Annotated in this window: 13 protein-coding genes and 1 pseudogene; 6 read left to right on the top strand and 8 right to left on the bottom strand. The window is 69.0% G+C overall.

Going from position 1 to position 17,684, the window contains the following annotated elements:
- Window positions 1–326: 326 nt before the first annotated feature.
- On the bottom strand, window positions 327–1,403 hold the full coding sequence (locus tag SMIR_RS33525) for an SEC-C domain-containing protein (protein WP_212727749.1): 1,077 nt from the start codon (window positions 1,401–1,403) through the stop codon (window positions 327–329).
- 236 nt (window positions 1,404–1,639) lie between these two features.
- Between SMIR_RS33525 and recD2 the strand changes: the two genes are divergently transcribed.
- Window positions 1,640–3,958 carry an SF1B family DNA helicase RecD2 gene (gene recD2 / locus SMIR_RS33530; RefSeq protein WP_212727750.1) on the top strand — a complete coding sequence of 773 codons (2,319 nt, stop codon included), beginning with the start codon at window positions 1,640–1,642 and terminating at the stop codon, window positions 3,956–3,958.
- A 270-nt stretch (window positions 3,959–4,228) separates the two neighbouring features.
- Complete coding sequence (locus SMIR_RS33535) at window positions 4,229–5,014, top strand: GreA/GreB family elongation factor (RefSeq protein WP_212727751.1); 786 nt, start codon at window positions 4,229–4,231, stop codon at window positions 5,012–5,014.
- Window positions 5,015–5,243: 229 nt separating this feature from the next.
- On the opposite strand, the gene SMIR_RS33540 is transcribed toward SMIR_RS33535, so the two are convergent.
- The 5 genes from SMIR_RS33540 to SMIR_RS33560 form a co-directional block, all read right to left on the bottom strand.
- Window positions 5,244–6,065 carry an integrase core domain-containing protein gene (locus SMIR_RS33540; RefSeq protein WP_212727752.1) on the bottom strand — a complete coding sequence of 274 codons (822 nt, stop codon included), beginning with the start codon at window positions 6,063–6,065 and terminating at the stop codon, window positions 5,244–5,246.
- 63 nt (window positions 6,066–6,128) lie between these two features.
- Window positions 6,129–7,274, bottom strand: a complete 1,146-nt coding sequence (locus SMIR_RS33545) for an XdhC family protein (protein WP_212727753.1) — start codon at window positions 7,272–7,274, stop codon at window positions 6,129–6,131.
- 369 nt (window positions 7,275–7,643) lie between these two features.
- Window positions 7,644–8,120, bottom strand: coding sequence for a (2Fe-2S)-binding protein (locus tag SMIR_RS33550; protein WP_075025261.1), 477 nt, complete (start codon window positions 8,118–8,120; stop codon window positions 7,644–7,646).
- Window positions 8,121–8,130: 10 nt separating this feature from the next.
- Window positions 8,131–10,464, bottom strand: a complete 2,334-nt coding sequence (locus SMIR_RS33555; protein ID WP_212727754.1) for a molybdopterin cofactor-binding domain-containing protein — start codon at window positions 10,462–10,464, stop codon at window positions 8,131–8,133.
- A 417-nt stretch (window positions 10,465–10,881) separates the two neighbouring features.
- Entirely contained in the window at window positions 10,882–12,075 is a 1,194-nt protein-coding gene (locus tag SMIR_RS33560) for a PucR family transcriptional regulator (protein WP_168489870.1), read from the bottom strand.
- A 167-nt stretch (window positions 12,076–12,242) separates the two neighbouring features.
- Between SMIR_RS33560 and SMIR_RS43750 the strand changes: the two are divergent.
- Both SMIR_RS43750 and SMIR_RS33565 read left to right on the top strand, forming a co-directional pair.
- Window positions 12,243–12,362 (top strand): annotated as a pseudogene (locus SMIR_RS43750) (PadR family transcriptional regulator); the annotation flags it as partial.
- A gap of 393 nt (window positions 12,363–12,755) precedes the next feature.
- The gene (locus SMIR_RS33565) at window positions 12,756–14,462 is read left to right on the top strand and encodes an IS1182 family transposase (RefSeq protein WP_168500831.1); all 1,707 of its coding nucleotides are present in this window, start codon (window positions 12,756–12,758) and stop codon (window positions 14,460–14,462) included.
- Between the two features lie 32 nt (window positions 14,463–14,494).
- Here the strand turns inward: SMIR_RS33565 and SMIR_RS33570 are convergent, their stop codons facing one another.
- Both SMIR_RS33570 and SMIR_RS33575 read right to left on the bottom strand, forming a co-directional pair.
- Window positions 14,495–15,664, bottom strand: a complete 1,170-nt coding sequence (locus SMIR_RS33570) for a cytochrome P450 family protein (protein WP_249938644.1) — start codon at window positions 15,662–15,664, stop codon at window positions 14,495–14,497.
- 267 nt (window positions 15,665–15,931) lie between these two features.
- Window positions 15,932–16,171: a hypothetical protein gene (locus tag SMIR_RS33575; protein ID WP_168489868.1), complete on the bottom strand. Its 240-nt coding sequence runs from the start codon at window positions 16,169–16,171 to the stop codon at window positions 15,932–15,934.
- A 341-nt stretch (window positions 16,172–16,512) separates the two neighbouring features.
- Between SMIR_RS33575 and SMIR_RS33580 the strand changes: the two genes are divergently transcribed.
- A complete protein-coding gene (locus SMIR_RS33580) occupies window positions 16,513–17,370 on the top strand; it encodes a hypothetical protein (protein WP_422664481.1) in 858 nt (285 codons plus the stop codon).
- 53 nt (window positions 17,371–17,423) lie between these two features.
- The gene (locus SMIR_RS33585; protein WP_168489866.1) at window positions 17,424–17,642 is read left to right on the top strand and encodes a hypothetical protein; all 219 of its coding nucleotides are present in this window, start codon (window positions 17,424–17,426) and stop codon (window positions 17,640–17,642) included.
- Window positions 17,643–17,684 lie beyond the last annotated feature (42 nt).

Consider the following 17,684-nt stretch of genomic DNA (forward strand, 5'->3'; position numbering starts at 1 on the left):
GTTGGCGTGCCGGTGGCTGGATCCGTGCTGGATTTTCTGACGTTTCGTCATCTGTCGTCATCTGTTGTTCTCCGTACGCTGGCTGGATCGGGGCTGGGTGGGACTGAACAGCGAGTCAGCACGGTGGGCGGGCGTCGGTGCGCCGCGTGTCGCCGCCGGCTGGGCCTGTGGGGCGCCATGCCGGGCGTGACGGCGGGCATGCCCGCGGGACGCCCCTACTCGGCGCTCCTTGTGGGTGGCGCGCCCGGTGCGAGGTCACTGCCCAGTACATCGAGCGGGCGGCAGCCGGGCGGGCGCACCGGTAGATCGTCGGGGTGGGCCTCCGCTCAGGCGAGGGCGGGGTTGCCGTGGCACTTCTTGTACTTGCGGTCTGCGCCGCACCAGCAGGGGCCGTTGCGGGGCGGCGGCCAGGGGTGGGCCTGGCCGCGGGCGGCCAGGTCGGCGGCGTAGGAGGCGCGCAGGCCCGGGGCGGCGGGGTCCTGGTTCTCGTCGCGGGCGTAGGCGGTGAAGTCGTTGACCGTGCCGCGGGCGGTGCCCAGGCGGGGCATGCCGGAGTCGGAGTAGGTGCACAGGAGTTGTTCGACCTGGCGCAGGTGGTGGGTGTGGTCGGTGCCGTAGTCGTCGGCGAACGCGGGCCAGCGTTCGAGGAGTTGGGTGAACTCTTGCTGTGGCCAGAACAGCGCGCAGGTCATCTCGGGCGTGTGGAGGGCGGCGCGGCGCTGCTGGATCTGCTCGGTGAGCCGGGTGTGCTCGGCGCGCAGAGCGTCGAGGTCGGTGTCCTCGTCGGGGGAGAGGCGTTGTGGGTTGTGCAGTTCGTCCAGAGAGCGGGTGCCGCGCAGGAGGGCGGGTCCTTGGGCATGGACCTGGTCTGCGATGGCGTCCCAGTCGTCGTGCTTGTCGCCGGTCAGGCGGCGTACCCGGTGGCGGCTGGTGAGCAGCATGTCGAGGCCGGGCGGCCCTGTCTCGACGAGGTCGGCGGTCAGGTCGGCGGTGGGGCCGAGGGCGTGGGTGATGCCGGCGGTGAACCAGTCGGCGGCGGTATGGGGGTCGTCGGTGGCCTCGAAGCTCTCGCCGACGTAGTGCCAGGCCAGGGCGTCGTGTGGATGTTGGCCGCGCAGTTCGCGGGCGGCCTCGCGGGCCTCGGCTTCGCGTCCGGCGTCGAAGAGGGCACCGATGCGGTAGGCGGCCACCAGGCGCGGGTGGGTGGACTCGTCAGCGAGGAGCCGCTCGTACAGCCGTAGCGCGCGGTCGTGCTCGCCCGCCTCGCACCAGGCGTCCGCGGCCTCCAGCAGGATCTCCTCGCGGTCCCCGGGGTAGGTGGCCGCGAGTTGTTCCAGTTCCCGGGCTGCCGCGTCGGGGGCGGGCGGGGCCGGCGCGGGGGTGCGGTGGCGCTTGGCGGACATGGCAGCAGGCTACCGGCGAGCCCGACGGCCGGAGGCGTGCCCGCCCCGTGGCGGCCCGGCCGCCGCTCCTCCTGTGCAGGTCGTACGGCCTCGGCCTGGCGGTTCTGTCGCTCGTTGGGGTGAGGAGAGTCCTCCAAGCGCGCGACAAGCCGCTGCCCCGGGACGCATGCTGACCTTGCCGCACCCCGGCAGCATCATGTGATCCGTAGCCGTACGTACCCCTGGAGATGGTGCGCGTGTCCGAGCAAGTGCCGCTGGACGCCCCGGATGTGGTCGAGGGCGTGGTCGATCATCTGCTGCATGTCGGCTATGACGAGCGCACGGTGCTGCGGCTGGGTGTGATAGGCGGCGACGAGGAGAGCGTCACCGTGGTCGGCAAGGCGCTCTTCGGGGTGCGGCCCGGGGAGAGTCTGCGGCTGCACGGGGCATGGACCTGTCATCCGCGCCATGGGCGGCAGTTCAAGGCCGAGCGGTGCGAGCGGACGGTGCCGGCCGACGAACGGGCGATCCGCCTCTATCTCGCCTCGGGCATGATCCGCGGGATCGGGCCGATCCTCGCCTCCGCGATCGTGGACGTCTTCGGCGAGCAGACCCTGAAGATCATCGATGCCGAGCCTCCTCGGCTCCTTGAGGTGCACGGGATCGGCCAGGTCCGGCTGGGCCGGATCACCGCGGCCTGGCAGGAGCAGAAGGCCATCGCCGAGATCATGGTGTTCCTGCAGGGGCTCCAGATCACCCCGGCGCTCGCCGTGAAGATCTACACCGCGTACGCCGACACCGACGACGACCCGATGCGCATCATCCGCCGTACCCCCTACCGGTTGTGCCGGGACGTCCACGGCGTCGGCTTCCACAATGCCGACAAGATCGCGCTCGCTGTCGGCATCCCCAAGCACAGCGACGCCCGACTCCAGGCCGCCCTGCTGCACGAACTCGACCAGGCAGGAGCAAGCGGCCACTGCCATCTGCCGGTGCGCGTACTGATCGCCCGTACCCGTCATCTGCTGAGCGATGACGACCCGGCGAGTGCGGAGATCCTCGACGACGTGGTGCTGCGCCACGCCCTGGAGGCTTTGCGCGGTCAGGGCGAGGTGGTCACCGAGACGCTGCCACTGCCCGTGCTGGACGGCACCGACACGGTCTCTGACATGGAGATTGCCATGCTGCCGCACCGGCACCGTGACGAGACGCAACTCGCCTTCCACGTACGGCGGCTGCTCGGATCCACCTCCGAGCTGGCCGGCCTCGCCCCGTGGACGGCGCGCGTGGCCGCGCTGACCGGCCAGGAGACTGCTGGGCTGACCGACGAGCAGCACCAGGCGATCCTCACCGCCCTGACCAGCCCCCTGTCCGTCCTGACCGGCGGCCCCGGCTGCGGCAAGACCCACACCCTGCGCACCCTGGTAGAAGTCGCCGACGAGGCCGGCGCGGTCGTCGCTCTGGCCGCCCCGACCGGGAAGGCCGCCAAACGCCTGGAAGAGACCTGCGGCCAGGCGGCGATGACCGTGCACCGGCTGATCCGGCCGCCCGACGGCGACTCCCTCTTCGATCACGCCGGCGTCCTGGAGACCGCGGATCTCGTGATCATCGACGAGGCATCGATGCTCGACCTCGCCCTGGCCCGCTGCCTCTTCACCGCCGTCCGCGACGGCTGCCACCTGCTGCTCGTCGGCGACATCAACCAACTGCCCAGCGTCGGCCCGGGCCGAGTCCTGCGCGACCTCCTCGACGTCGAGGACCTCCCGCGCACCCGGCTCACCAAGGTCTTCCGCCAGCACGACGACAGCGCCGCGATCGTCGTCAACGCTCACCGCATCCTGCGCGGCGAACTCCCGCACGACGACCCCAAGGTGTTCTGGAACCGGCCCGTACCCACCGCCGAGGGCATCGCCCAGCGCGTGGTGGACCTGGTCACCCACCGCATGCCGCACCATTTCGCCATCCGCCCGGAGGACATCCAGGTCCTGTGCCCCGGCAAGAAGAACATCGCCGGCATGACCGACCTCAACCTGCGTCTTCAGCAGGCTCTCAACCCTCCGGCCGACGACAAGCCCCAGCAATACCACGGCGGAGCCGCCTTCCGGCTCGGCGACCGCATCCAGCAGGTCCGCAACAACCCCCACCGCGGCGAAGCCGGGGTCTTCAACGGCAGCAGCGGCACCATCACCGGCGTCGACCTCGAAGCCCACCAGCTCACGGTCACCTTCCACGACGGCGAGACGGCCACCTACCCCTTCACCGACCTCGACGAGCTCGTCCATGCCTACGCGCTGACCGTCCACCGCTCCCAGGGCAGCGAATACCCCTACGTCATCGTCCCGATGATCAGCGCCGCAGGGATGATGCTGCTCCAGCGCAACCTGCTCTACACCGCCGTCACCCGCGCCCGCAACGGCGTCATGCTCATCGGCCAGAGCGAGGCCGTCGAGCGGGCGATCGCCAACAACCGCACCCAGCGCCGCAACACCGCCCTCACTCACCGCATCACCCACACCGAAGCCGCCGTACCGACTCCCCGCCCCCGGACCCCGAGCGGTCAACTCGCCTGGGAATGACGGGATATGCACACCCTGTGGGCGAGGGCAGCGCCAGCCCCTTGACCAGCCGGCACTCGTCCCACGCGTTCGTGTGCTGGTTACACTGCTGGCGCCCCGCCAGGAGTCAAAGAACAGGACTGGTCGCCGATCTGCGGATTTGTGCACGGTGAGGGCGGAGGGTCGCCCAGCTCGTGCCGGTTGCCCCAGGGAGAACGTGCCACGGGCTCTGCCCGATTCCTTCCGGAAGCGGGCGCCCCCGGTCACCCCGGCGCCGATGCGGTCGAGATCGTGCGTGACGGGAGGCTGGTGCTCCGGCTGGGCCATGACGAGGTCCAGGCCATGATCCGGTCGGCGATAGGCCGGGTCGACGTTCCGGTCCTGGTCGACGGCCGGCAGTGCGCGCTGGTACGTCACCACTCCCCGAACTCCGACGCGGCGCTGAAGCATGGCTGCACGACGGAGCTGTTGCGGCCGAAGACGAGCCCTGAGGCGACTGCCGAGGCGGGTCCCAAGCCGACCCCCAAGGCGACCGGCAGGGGGAGGGACCGGTCCCGCAAGCAGGTGCAGACCTTGGTCCGCGACCAGGCGAAGGCGCCATATCGCCCGGCTGCACCGGCCGCACCCCGTATCAAGGTCGACAGGCTCTCGACAAACGCCTACTGGCGGGTCAGGCGCGAGCTGGAACGGGTGCAGGACGCGCTGAACCTGCCCGTCCCGGAGGTCGTTGCCGTCGACTCGTCCTCACGCAAGGGGCAGCTGGCCGAGCACGAGAAGCGGCGCGAGTCCTTGAGGGACCGCCAGGCGTTCCTTCGGGCCGTGCTCGATCAGGTGGTGCCCGATCCCTCGTTCACGGGTGGGGCGCGGATCACTCCGGGCTGCCTGGTGGGTGTGGAGGACGAGGACGGCATCACGGGCTACGAGATAGCCCTGCTGCCGGGCGGGGAGGGCGAGAAGCCGAGCCCGTACTCGGCGTTGGGAGAGGCTTTGATGTGGAGGGAAGTAGGGGACGAGGTCGGCTATGTCAGCGGTTCCGGGCAGCAGCGGAGCGTAACGGTTAGGTTCATCGAGGACTGATCCGGGGACCGACGGTCGGCGGCGCCGCTGCCGGTCGGCGCCGGTGCGCCGCGGCCGACCGGCAGAGCCGAACAGGAGCCGCAGCGTGGGGTTTCCGATGCAGCAGGAGACCACTCGCCCGTCGGTTCCGGTCTCCACGCGCTTGCCGCAGTTTGGGCCGCGGGAGCCGGTGGAGGAGCGCGGCTAGGAATGCACGATCCTGTGGGGCTCGAAAAGTCATCGCTGCAGGTTATGCGGCGTATCGGTACTCGTTGATTGCTCCGCCGAGGATTCGGGTGCGGAGGAGTCTGCGGCCGTTCGGGCCGTGGAAGGTGGAAGACTGCTCGGCGGAGTCTGGCGGTCGTTGATCGCGGGCCTGGTGCGGCCGGTGCCCGTTGTAGTGCTCTTGAAATTCCGCGAGGACGTGCCGGGCGTGGGCCTCGTTCATGACCAGGATGTGATCGAGGGCCTCGCGTCGGATGGCGCCGATCACGCGCTCGCACTGCGTGTTCATCCGAGGAGCTCGCGGCGCGTTGAGCAGGACATCCATGTCCTCGGATGCGAAGACGGCGTCGAAGGGCGCGGTGTACCTGGTGTTGCGGTCGCGCAGTATGAAGCGCAGGGACTCCATGCGGGTGCCCAGATCGGAGGCAGTGTTGCGGGTCTGCTGCGTGGCCCATTCCCCGGTGGGGTGGTGGGTGACGTCGGCGGGGTGCAGGCTGCGCGTGCCGTGTTCGAGGAACGCCATCGCGTACATGCGCCTGCCGAGCGCGGTGTCGATGTGGAAGAAGTCTGCGGCGAGGATGCCTTCGGCCTGTGCGGTGAGGAACTGTCGCCAGGCGGGGCCGGACTTGCGCGGTGCCGGGTCGATGCCGGCGGCGTGCAGGATCTCCCAGACTATGGACGGGGCGATCGGGTGCCCCAGGCGCGTCAGTGCTCCTTGGATGCGCCGATGGCCCCACAGAGGATTCTCCGTCGCCAGGCGCAGCACCGGCTTCCTGAGCGCGGCTGCGGTCGGCGGGCGCCCGGTGCGGTTGCGGCGGGTGGCACGGTAGAGCAACGTAATGATCATCCGGGCAGCGTGCCAGTGGCGGCCGACAGGCCCGGATGTGGGTGCTGACCTGCAGCGATGACTTTACGAGCCCCACAGGATGAGGCGATTTGACGGCTGCGATGTTGTGGCGCGGTGGATCGGGCCGTCGACGCGTGTCAGCGGCCGGCCGCTGCCGTCCCGGCGGTGCGCCACGATCTCGGCCGCGATCGACACGGCTGTCTCCTCCGGTGTATGCGCGCCGAGGTCAAGGCCGATTGGCGAGTGCAACCGTGCCAGCTCCGCCTCGGTGACACCGGACTCTCGGAGGAGCCCCAGCCGTTGCAGGTGGGTCCGACGCGAACCCATCGCGCCGATGTAGGCGATCGGGAGCCGCAACGCCCGCTGCAGCAACGGGATGTCGAACTTGGCGTCGTGGGTGAGCGCGCAGATCACGGTGCGGCCGTCCAATACCTGTGACTCCAAGTAGCGGTGCGGCCAGTCGACGACCACCTCATCCGCTTCCGGAAAGCGTGCCGGAGTCGCGAAGAGGGGGCGCGCATCGCACACGGTCACGTGGTAGCCGAGGTACTTGCCGATCCGTACGAGTGCCGCGGCGAAGTCGATGGCACCGAAGACCAACATACGTGGCGTTGGAGCGATCGATTCCACCAACAGCGTCAGTGGCTCACCGCACCGGCTGCCTCGGGCACCGATCTCGATCGTGCCCGTGCGCCCTGTCTCCAGGAACACAGTGACCTCGGCACGCGCCGTCGCCTCCAGGGCCGTATCGCCGAAGCCGCCCGCACAAGAGCCGTCTGCCCGTACGAACAGCGCCCCACCCAACAGGTCGGACGGCCCGCGGACGACCCTGGCCACTGCCACGGCATCTGCCGCAGCTGCCGTGGCCAGGGCCCCCACCAGCTCCGCGCGCTCGGTGGGTATGACGGGCTGTACGAAGATGTCCAGCACTCCGCCGCAGGTCAGGCCGACCGCGAAGGCGTCCTCGTCCGAGTAACCGAAGCGCTGGAGCGTGCAGGTGGCGGACGCCAGTGCTTCACGGCACAGGTCGTAGATGGCCGCCTCCACGCATCCTCCCGACACGCTCCCGATGACGGCGCCGTCGACGTCGACGGCCAGCGCCGCGCCCGGTTGTCTGGGAGCGCTGCCGTGGACCGCGACCACGGTCGCGACAGCGAAGGTCCGACCCTGCTCACACCAGCGCGACAACTGGTCAGCGATGTCCAGCACGATGCTCCTTTCCGTGTTCGGCCGCGGCCTGGGTCTTCTGCGCGTTCACCGCGACGGCTTCGCGGATGCGGTGGAAGGAGCCACAGCGGCAGACGTTCCGGACCTCGGCGAGGCCCAAGTCGCCGATCGCGTGGCCGCCGGAGTTGCCTGACCTCAGCGACGGCGGCCATGACACGTCCGGTCTGGTCGCCGCACTGCGCGACGCCGCGTACCAGGCATGCTTCCCGCGTCGGGCGCAGGGCCTTGCCGGCCGTGGGGGGAGCCCTTGATGGTGGCCACCCTGTGCAGGCCCGCCCACGAGAGCCCCCCGCGAGAGCTGACGCGGGTGCGCGTCATGCCCTGTGAGGCGCGCACTCGGGCGGGGGCAGGTCACATGTGCGCGGCGCCCGCCTTGATCGCTTCCCGGATGCGGTGGTAGGTACCGCAGCGGCAGATGTTGCGGATCTCGTCGAGATCGGACTCGCTGATCTCATGACCGGCAGCCCGTGCCTGCCTGACCTTGGCCACCGCCGCCATGATCTGCCCGGGTTGGCAGTAGCCGCACTGCGCCACGTCGTACTCCAGCCAGGCCTCCTGCATGGGGTGCAGGTCCTTGCCGACCGTGTCGGGCAGGCCTTCGATCGTGGTGATCTCGTCGTCCGGCCCCACGTCCTTGACCTCCACCGCGCAAGGATTGAAGGCCTTGCCGTTGAAGTGGGACGTACAGGCCTTGCAGACATTGATGCCACAGCCGTACTTCGGTCCGGTGACGTCCAGTACGTCACGCAGGACCCACAGCAGTCGAAGGTTGTCATCGACGTCGACAGTGACGCGCTTGCCGTTGAGGATGAAGGTGTGCGTGCTCATGGTGCGCTCCTCAGTAGGTGTGGCTCAGGCCGTCGGACGGAGACTCGGGAATGGGTGGGATGAAGGGCTTGACCTCGAAGGACACCGTGCCGTGGTTGATCGGGAACCGGGTGGGCATCGTGCCGGTCGCACGGGCGTAGGCGCCCGCGACCGCGGCCACGGACGCGGCCACCCCGGCTTCGCCGGCACCACCGGGTTGCTCGGAGTCGGAGGGCATCACGATGCACTCGAAGTCAAAGGGGACGTTCCACTGCCGGGTGTAGAAGTAGTTGTCCCAGCTGGCTTCGAGGAAGTGCCCGTCGCGCAGGTGCAGGCTGCTGGTGAGGGCGAGCGCGATCCCGTCCGAGACACCACCCAGCATCTGGGCCTCCAAGCCCCGGGGGTTGATCACCAGTCCGGCGTCCACGGCGATCACGGCCTTGGTCACCCGCGGCCCGGTGACCGCGTTGTAGATCTTGCGGTTCACGGTCTCGGGCCGACAGTCGATCTCGACGAGCACCGCGGTCGCGCCCTTGTACTCGCTGTGGATCGCGATGCCCTGCGCCATCCCGGCGGGCATCGACCTGCCCCACCTGCCCACGTCGGCGACCTTCTGGAGCACCGCCTTGACCCGGTCGTTCTTGAGAAACGCAAGCCGGAACGCCAGCGGATCCCTGCCCATCTTCCGGGCGAGCTGATCGACCACCAGTTCATTGGCACACGCCACATCGGGCGAGTAGATGTTGCGCATGCTCCCGGTGTTGAAGCGCGCGTCGGTCTCGTTGAGCAACTGGGTGACGACGCCGAAGTTATAGGGGAGTTCCTGGGTCAGCGTGAAGATGGTCTCGGAGAACCCCAGCGCGCCGAGCCCGGTGGGCAGCCTGTCGGCCGTCGCCGTGATCATCTCGCCGAGTCCGTGACTGAAGTCGGTGACCACACTGGTCTGCCGCTGTTCGAAGGTCAGCACCTGCCCGGCCAGGTACGTGGCCCGGATCCGCGAGGTCACCATGGGGTGCACCCGCCCTTGCCGAGGCTCGTCGGCGCGATGCCACATCAGCTTGACCGGCTTGCCCATCGCCTTGGAGATCTTGGCGGCCTCGATGGCGGGGTCAGCGAAGAGTTTGTGTCCGAACGACCCTCCGCCGGTGACGACGTTGACGGTGACCGCGTTCTGCGGTAGGCCGACTGCCTTGGCGATGTCACCCTGTGCCACGATCGGCACCTTCAGTCCCGCCCACACCGTCGCGCGGTCCGACCGGACGTCGGCGATCGCACAGTTCGGCTCGAGCGCGGCGCTGCTGCGGAACATGAAGGTGAAGTCCGCCTCCACCGTGCCCGCCAGCAGCGGGACCTTCGGGACCGCCAGCGGCAGCTCGGCCTTCCTCAGCCGGGCCAGGATCGTCTCGTCGGACTCGCCCGCGACCGGGCCCGGATTCCACTCCACGTCGAGGGCACGCACCGCGTCGATGCACTGCCCGAATGTCTCCGCGCGAACAGCGACTCCCGTGTCGACCATCGCCACATCCGTTACGCCCGGCATGGCAAGCACCGTGGCTCGGTTGTGTACCGACTTCGGCGAGCCGTTCAGAGTGGGTGGGCGGCAGACCATGGTCGGCAGCGCGTCCGGCACGTGAAGGTCCAGCGTGAACTGCTTCCGCCCGGTGACCGCGAGCCGGGCGTCCTCCCGCGGGTAGGGCTTGCCGATCACCGAGAAGCTCGAAGTGGCCTTGAGTTCGACCTCCACCGCCTTGACGGTGCGGCTGGCGGCCTTGGTGGCCAGAGAGCCATAGGTCATTGATGACCCGTCAGGCGCGAAGATCGCCCCTTCCTTGGACTTCAGCAGCGCCACTGCCGAGCCGAGCTCGATCGCCGCGGCTTCCAGCAGCGCCTTCCTGGCGATCGCCGCGGCGACTCGTACAGGTGTGAAGGTCGAGACCGTGGTGTTCGATCCGCCGGTGAGCTGGTTGAACATCAACTCGGGGCGGGCCGGTGCCAAGGCCACGTGCACCTTGTCGACCGGCAGGTCGAGCTCCTCGGCGATGATCATCGCTGTCGAGGTGGTGATTCCCTGGCCGACCTCCATCCGCGGAAGCTCGAACGACGCGGTGCCGTCCTCGTTGATCACGATCTTGATCAGCGCGGACGTGGGGAGCGCGGCGTCGGTCTGCAGATCCTCGAGGTCGTACAGCTCCGGGATCTGGGGCGCTGAGGGCACCGCGGCGTAGGCAGGTGTGCCCAGCCCGAGGTCGGCGGCCACGGCAAGAGTGGCTCCACCCAGCACATAGCCGATGAACGCGCGGCGGCCGACCCGCGCGCGCTCACCACGTCCAGTGGTGCGGCCACTCCTGGCAGGGACGTCGGTCATCGGCCATTCCTTTCTTGTTTCCAGTCGTCCGCTCCCGAGATCGGCAGACAGGTGCGTTCTCGGGACCAGCGCGGCAGGGAGCACTGGGCACAACCAGTTGTCGGCTCCCCATAGGCGAGCGGACCAGAGCCTAGAACCGCATAAAGTCCTGGTCTTTGGGCCGAGCACCAGCGAAGCGGGGCAGCAGATTGTGCGCGAGCACAACGGAAAGCAGGTATTCGCACGAGGAGAGAGTGAAATGAGGAGACAGTGAAAAAGGACAGTGAAAGGGGACTGCGAAAGGAGACAGTCAGAGGCCTGCCGGCGTCGGGAACCAGTCCGCCAGTTCCCCTGACCACCGGAAGACGCGCAGCGTCGGCCTTCGGCGTGATCGCCGGAGCGCGTCCGCGCGTACCGGTGTCCAGGCCGGCCGAGGCCTCATTCCGAGATGGTGCCCAGTCGCACGGCCTGCAGGGCAACGTAGAGCTCCGCGCAGGAGTCCGCGCCGCTGGTTCGCCGGCCGGTCAGTTCGGTGATCCTGCCCAGCCGGTACAGGACGGTGTTGCGGTGGCAGTGCAGGTGCTCGGCGGCCAGTGTGGTCGAGCCGCCGGTGGCGAACCAGACGCCCAAGGTGTCGAGCAGGACGGCTCGTTCCGTCGTCGGCAGGGTGAGCAGCGGCCCGAAGACCGTACGGGCCACCTCGGAAGCGGCGTCGGGTGAGGCCGCCGCGAGCAGGGCTATCGGCGAGCTCCCGTAGACGTGCGTGCCGGGGGTCCCGGGCGGCAGGCACTGGGCCGCCAGCTGGGCCTCCCGTCGAGCGTTCGGCGCGTCCATGGGCGAGGCGAAGGGCCGGCTGATGCCCACGCGGGAGAGTGCGATGCCGTCGAGGAGTTCCTCCACCGCGACGACCAGCTGCTCGTTCGGCAGAGCGAGGAGGCCGAGCAGGCTGCCTGCCCGGTGGATCCACTCGCCGTCGATGTCGACCGCCCGCAGCTGTCCCTCGACCGTCGGCAGAGGGCCGACGCCGTCGTTGATCTCGCCGCACACCACCAGGAACGGTCCTTTGCGGTCCAGCCGCAGGACCCGCATGGCCTCCCAGGCCCTGGAGCTGTTCCCCGCGGTGCCGTCGAGCAGCGTGGTGAGCATGACGCGCCGTGCGGAGGCATCACGGCATACCTGTTCCTCCACCGCGACGCGGTAGGCCTCGGCAGCGGCGCTGGAGCACTCGTCGATGATCAACCAGATGTCCGAGGCCCTGTGCAGCAGCCAGGCCGCGCTGTCCTTGCCGAGGGCCATCGCCAGCAGCCGGTCCCAGATGAACCGCCCGCCAAGGCGGAAGGCATGCAGCAGAGCGGCCAGCGGGATGCCTTGTTCGGCCTTGAGCCGGCCCGCCGCCCGCGGGGCGTCCATGCTGGTGGGCACACCCCCGTTTTTCAAGGCTGCCAGCAGCGTGCACAGGTTGTCGTGCACGGGGGCGCGCAACTGCTCATGGCTCAGCAGCATGCCCTCGGCGTACGAGCGCTCGCCGTTGAGGATCTCGGCGGTCAGTTCGTCGGTCAGTGAGTCCACCGAGACCAGGAGCCGGTCGAGCAGATCGGTCATGCACGGGTCGGCGCCCAGCGGCATGGTCATGCGCGGATGATAGACGCCCGCGATCGTGTGCGGGCCCACAGCGTGCGGCATGAGGCCCGGCTACCGCCCGACCAGTTGCCCCGCCGTCCCGGGTGAGTCCTTTCTCCAACGGGCGCTGCCGCCTGTCTGCGCAACGAGTTGCACAGAAGGATCGCGATATGGCGTTCGAACCCGAGAGCCTCCGGCACGACCTCGCCGTGAAGATCCGTGGTGCGGCCTTCGACGACCCGGCGGTGCTGAACCGCGAGGTCGGGTACCGGCAGGCGCACAGTTCCGAATCCGTACACCCGCCGCGCACCACCCGGAGGTGGGTGGTGGATTGTGGCCAGTCTCAGCAGCACGACCGATCACCATGCCGGGCACACCGCCAACCGCGCGAGAGCGCGGACTGCAGCGACAATGGCCAGCACACCCGAAACCCGCTTGCACCTGCATGGATGAGGTATTCGGTAAGGGCAACGCAGACGCAGGCAACGCCGCGGCATCCTCTACGAGTACACGCATGGAGCCTGACCAGCATGGATGAGGTATTCGGCGAGCGTGAGATCTTGGTGGTTAATCCCAATTCGCTTGTCATGTCGCGGAGTTGATCGCTGCGGGAGCGACGGATCCAGTGGATGGCATCATGCTGATCGTTGATCTTGTCGTGGTTCCTTGGGGGATCGGAGTGTGTCGTGTCGATGCAGCCGCAGTCCTGGCCTGAGCCGGATCCGCAGGTCGCGGCGGCGATCCGGGCGATGTATCGGGGCAGGCGGGAGGCGCCGCTGGCGGTGCAGGTCCGTGACCGGCTCGGGGAGCTGTTCCCGGACGCGGCCTTTGCTGACGCGTTCGGCCAGGTGGGCAGGCCAGGCTGGTCACCGGGGCGTCTGGCGCTGGTCACGGTGCTGCAGAAGGCCGCGAATCTGACCGATCGGCAGGCTGCTGACGAGGTTCGCGAGAACCTCGCCTGGAAGTACGCACTCGGCCTGAACCTGGAGGATCCGGGCTTCGACCACAGCGTGCTGTCAGAGTTCCGCTCCCGTGTCGTCGCCCACGGCCTGGAGGAACGTGTGCTGGACCTGTTGCTGGAGCGCCTGCAGACCCTGGATCTGGTGCAGGCGGGCGGCAGCCAGCGAACCGACTCCACGCACATCGTTGCCGTGGTGCGAGATCTGAACCGACTCGAGTTGGTCGGCGAGAGCGTCCGCGCGGCCCTGAACGCGCTGGCCGCCGCATGCCCCGACTGGGTCGATCAGGTGCTGGTCGTGGAGGAGTGGAGCCGCCGCTACGCGGACCGGATCGACAACTGGCGACTGTCCGCCTCGAAGACCAAGCAGCACGAACTCGCCGTGCAGTACGCCACCGACGGCTACACGCTGCTGCAGGCCGTCTACGCGCCCGCCTCGCCGGGGTGGCTGCGCGAGCTGCCTGCGGTGCAGACCCTGCGGTGCGTGCTGGTGCAGAACTACATCCGCACCCCGGACCGGGCCGGCAGGCTGCGGATCCGGCAGCGCGAGCGGGCCGAGGACGGCGGCGACGGCCTGCCGCCCGCCCCGATACGCCTGGCCTCGCCCTACGACACTGACACTCGCTGGTCCGCCAAGCGTGACCTGTTCTGGAACGGCTTCAAGCTGCATGTCTCGGAGACCTGCCACCCGCAGGCCGACGGAGACCGGCCGGCTGGCCCGAACCTGATCACCAACGTCACGACCACCTGCTCCACCCTGCCGGACAGCAAAGCTCTGGACACGATCCACCAGAGTCTTCACCGCCGCCACCTGCTGCCTGCCCGGCACTACCTCGACTCCGGCTACCCCAGCGCCGACCTGATCGTCTCGTCCGCCAAGGACTACGGCATCGCCTTGGTCACCCCGGTCCTGCTCGACACCTCCCCTCAGGCCAAGGCCCAACAAGGCTTCGCCGCCCACGACTTCACCATCGACTGGGATCGCAAGCGGGCCGTCTGCCCGGCCGGAAAGATCAGCGCCACCTGGAACGACGTCGTCCAGGACGGCGTGGCCAAGACCGTCGTCGCCTTCGCCGCGCTGGACTGCATCCCCTGCCCGACCAAGGAGCAGTGCACCAGCTCACGAAAGGGCCGTCGGCTCAGCCTCTACCCCCGTGAGCTCACCGAGGCCATCCGCACCGCCCGCGCCCAGCAACAGGACGGAACCTGGCAACGCGACTATGCACTCCGCGCCGGCGTCGAGGGCTCCATCCGCCAGGCCACCCACACCACCGGCCTGCGCCGAGCCCGCTACCGCGGCCTCGCAAAGACCCACCTCGACCACACCACCAGCGCCACCGCCCTCAACCTCATCCGACTCAACGCCTGGTGGAACGGCCACCCCCTCGACCGCACCAACCATAGCCACCTCGCCAGACTTCAACTCCGCCTTGCAGCTTGAGAGTTGGGATTAACCACCAAGATCGCGTGAGGTCAGGACTTCCACCGGACCGGCAGCTGACGCGGGCCGCGGATGAGCATGCCGTTGCGCCAGGTCAGGGCGGCCGGGTGGGCGTCGAGGGCGAGGTCGGGGCAGCGCTCCAGCAGAGCACGGATCGCGATCCGAGCTTCCATGCGGGCAAGCGGCGCGCCGAGGCAGTAGTGGATGCCGTGGCCGAAGGCGACATGGCCATTGGCGGGCCGCCGGACGTCGAAGCGGCTGGGGTCGGGGAAGCGTGCCGGGTCGTGGTTTGCGTCCGCCAGGGCCACGAGGACCAGCTCACCACCGCCGGGGATGACCGTATTGCCGATCTCGACCGGCTCGGTGGTGAACCTGAACGTCGGCGTCTCCACCGGCCCGTCGTAGCGCAGCATCTCCTCCACTGCGTTGTCCATGAGCGTCATGTCCGCGCGCAGTGCGGCGACTTGGTCGGCATGGGTCAGCAGGGCCAACACGCCGTTGGAGATCAGATTGACCGTGGTCTCATGCCCCGCGACCAGCAGCAGCCAAGCGGTACCGCGCAGTTCGTCCGCAGACAGCCGGTCGCCCTCCTCGTCGGTGGTGCGAATCAGGGCGCTCATCAGGTCCTGGCCCGGGGCCAGGCGCTTGCGCTCCAGCAGCTCGGCGAGATACGTCGCCACCTCATCCGTCGCCGCCAGCCGCGCCCCCGGGTCGGGGTCGGTGAGGATCGTGCCGGTCCAGGCGCGGAATGCGGCCCGGTCCAGCATCGGCACGCCGAGCAGCTCGCAAATCACTGAGATTGGCAGCGGGAACGAGAGTGCCTCGACCAGTTCGGCCCGCCCGTCCGGAAGCGCCACCATCGCGTCGATCAACTCGTCGGTGATCTGCCGCACGCGCGGCGCGAACTGTTCGATCCGGCGCGGAGTGAACTCACGGACGACCAGCTTGCGCAGCCGCTCGTGGTCCGGCGGGTCGGAGTTGAGCATGTGCGGGCCCGCAGATGGACTGGGGATTGGAAAGGTGGGCGACGCGTTCTTCCACTGCTTGGACAACCGCGGATCTACGAGCGCCGCTCGGCCGGCCTCGTACCCGACGACAAGCCAGGCCTCCGCACCCTCCGGAATCCGCACCTTGTGCACGGGTCCGCGCTCGCGCAGCGCCTCGTAAACCGGATACGGATCGCGGACGAAGTCCTCGCCCATCGCCACCAGATCGATCACCTCGGCTGCCGCCACCGCCTGCCCCCCGTCTCCCAGTTCGCCCGACGCTAGCAGTGGGCGGCGCTTCGGCGAAGGACGCATCCAGCCGAACGGGGCGGGGAAAAACTGGAACGACGCGGACGACAAAGGCGAGCACGGAAACCGCCATGAGCGTGAAGATCACGGTGGCGTGGGGGATGAAGGTGTCAATCCCCTCGCACCATGGAGAGTTCCCATGCTCGCGCCTGCTGGAAACCCCATCCGTGCAGGTCAGGCGGATTCTCCGGACAAGTAGTCGTCGACGCGCTCACTGAGATCCTCGGGGCCATCGAAGACGGGGAGAGCCGCCAACCGGGGGGCGGGAGTCTCGTCTGGCTCTACCAGGCGCAGCAGTGCGCACCGGGCCTCCTCGTCCTGCTCGCCGCGCGAGGTGTCGGCATTGCATGCGCCCGCCCACCCCTCGCTCCACCGCACCAGGAAAGAACGCCGGTCGAGGTTCTCATCCGCCAAGACGGCAATCCTTCCAGCCGCCACTGACAACACCGGTCTGCTGCACGGCAGTTGGACCCCCCGGACCGCCCTTCGGCCGTTCCGGTCATCCGCGGTGTCCACTCTCATCCGCGCTGCGGCATTCACTCCGCCCCCGGGGGCGGCAGAACGCGCGTCTACGGTCACCCCTGCTCCTTCACGACACGAAGTGGCCTACGACAGAGCGCCGGCCCGGCAGCACACCGCGCCGGCCGAACCCGGTGAGCCTTTCCGGCCCCAGCCCTATATTGGCCTGGGGCAACGTCGGTGCACTGCGGGGGGATTGAGTGCTCTTGCGATCAGCTGGAACGCGTCGAGCGGCTGTGGCCGCCTTGTGCTGCGCCGTTGCCGTGCTGTTCCTCGGCGCGTGCGGGACGCAGGTGGCCGGTCAGGGGGACGGGAGGTCACCGTCGTCAGCGGCGGCCGAGCCGATCCCGTGGACCACGATGGAGCCCTCCGCGGTCAACGGAGCCCGTCTCGGCGACGACCGCCGCACGCTGCTCCTCGACGCGCAGGTGCCCAGTGGCGCACACGCGTGCGTGCGCAAGCTCAAGGCGGTGCTCACCGACCCGATGGCGGACCTCGTGCGGGTACAGGTCACCTTCACCTCGCCGTCCGGGGACAGGGCTTCCGGGTGCACCAAGGAGAGTACGGCCACGGCAAAGGTCAGGCTGCCGAAGCCGTTGGGCGACCGGGACGTGATCGTCGACAACTACACGCGCTTCACCGCCGATGGTGCCAAGCCTCCCGGGCTGCGGCTGTGCGGGAAGCTGGGCTGCACACCGCCGGCCACCGGCTGCACCGCCGCCTCCTACGACCAGGCGTTGATGGCGGTCGACGCGCCCCAGCACACGTACCGGGACTCGGAGAAGTGCGACGGGAAGTGGCTGGTGCTGGACTTCTCCTGGCGCACGGGACCGGCCTGCGGCGACTCGACGGACCCCGCCTGCTCGTCCCGGCTGGGCGACCGCTGGTTCTTCCGGGCGAAGAACACGGGCTGGGCGCCGATCGTCCGGACCTCGGCCGGAGGCTGCCGGGACGTGCAGCGCGCGGAGCCCGCCTTCCCGGCCTCGCTGTGCGCGTCGCTGGCTCCGCTGTCCCCCTCGCTGCACCCGAGTTTTCCTCCGCCGTCCGCCTCCCCGATCGCCGGTGTGCGTTCCACCGCGACGACCACCCCGTGACGACCATGTGTGAGGGGGCCTCTCCAGGCTCTGCGCCCTCTTCCGGCCGTCTCATGGAGGTGGCGCAGTTTCTCGAGTTGCGGGTGGTGGAGCGGACCCGCGTGCAGGAACCGGTCGTCGTGGGTGAACGCGTGCTTGGCTGCCTGGCGTTGCAGGACAGAGAGTCGGTGTCGCAGCACCAGGATCTTGATCGCCTTCTCGCGCTCACTCAACGGCAGCAGGTGAATCAAGGAGACCGTGTTCGTGACGGCGAGGTAGACCAAGCGCAGTAGCGCGGCTGATCATCATGCCAAGGCGGCGCCTGCCCCGCTGGC

Origin of the sequence: Streptomyces mirabilis, from assembly GCF_018310535.1 — a bacterium.
In the GTDB taxonomy this organism is placed as follows: Bacteria; Actinomycetota; Actinomycetes; order Streptomycetales; family Streptomycetaceae; genus Streptomyces.